Origin of the sequence: Bradyrhizobium sp. 159 (genome assembly GCF_023073795.1) — a bacterium.
Classification (GTDB): domain Bacteria; phylum Pseudomonadota; class Alphaproteobacteria; order Rhizobiales; family Xanthobacteraceae; genus Bradyrhizobium.
The window spans coordinates 1-917 of sequence record NZ_JADPKE010000056.1 but is presented as its reverse complement, the minus strand read 5'-3'; the positions used below and the strand labels follow the sequence as shown (position 1 = coordinate 917).

1 protein-coding gene is annotated in these 917 nt (G+C 59.5%); it reads right to left on the bottom strand.

Features of this window, described 5'->3' with window-relative positions; all coding sequences use genetic code 11:
* The coding region (locus IVA96_RS15255) for a transposase (RefSeq protein ID WP_247418079.1) at nucleotides 1-858 on the bottom strand (858 nt) is incomplete at its 3' end.
* Nucleotides 859-917: the final 59 nt, after the last annotated feature.

Below are 917 nucleotides of genomic sequence, written 5' to 3'. Positions count from 1 at the left end.
GTGCTCATAGACCAGCCAGGCGAGCATCTCGGCCGAGCCATAGCCGCTGTCACCGAGGAGCCGGCTCGGATAGAGATCAAACCGCTCCAGCGAGCGCTCAATCATGCGCTTGGCGGCCAATACCTCCGCCTGCCGGATTGCCGTCGTTGCCTCAACATCGACGATGATCGCGTTCTCGATGTCGACCAGATAGTTCGTCGAATAGGCGAAAAACGCTTGGCCGCCGTGCGCGCCGGTCCAGCGCGCCGCCGGATCGGAAGGCGATACGAACTTCGGAGTAACCTCGGTCGCGGCTCCGAAAGCGGCATCATCAAGGACAGCCAGATACTCATCGATTGCTCGGCTGGCAGCCTCCGGCGGAAGTCCCTTATCGCCTTCGATCCCCTTCTGCCGATTGGCATCGGCCTTGATTAGGCTCGCATCGACTGCAAATCCCTCACCGCCGACCAGTCGTTCCTCGATGCAGCGGCGCAGCACGCTCTCGAACACGCGACGGAAGAGGTCGCTCTGCCGGAAGCGGCCGTGCCTGTTCTTGGAAAACGTCGAGTGATCCGGCACCGTCCCATCCAGACCGAGCCGGCAGAACCACCGGTAGGCCAGATTGAGGTGAACCTCATCGCACAGGCGCCGCTCCGATCGAATGCCGAAGCAGTAACCGATCAAGAGCATCCGGATCATCAGCTCGGGATCGATCGAAGGCCGACCGATGCTGCTGTAGAAAGGCGCCAGGTCCCGCCGGACCTGTTCAAGATCGACAAACCTGTCAATCAACCGCAGCAAGTGATCAGTCGGGATATGTCTTTCGAGCGAGAACTCATAGAACAACGCGGTCTGTTCGACTTGCCGATGCCCCATCATGATCTTCAGTCCTGCCAATTAGACAGACTGAATCACTGATATCTCTGCGTCGCAACAGC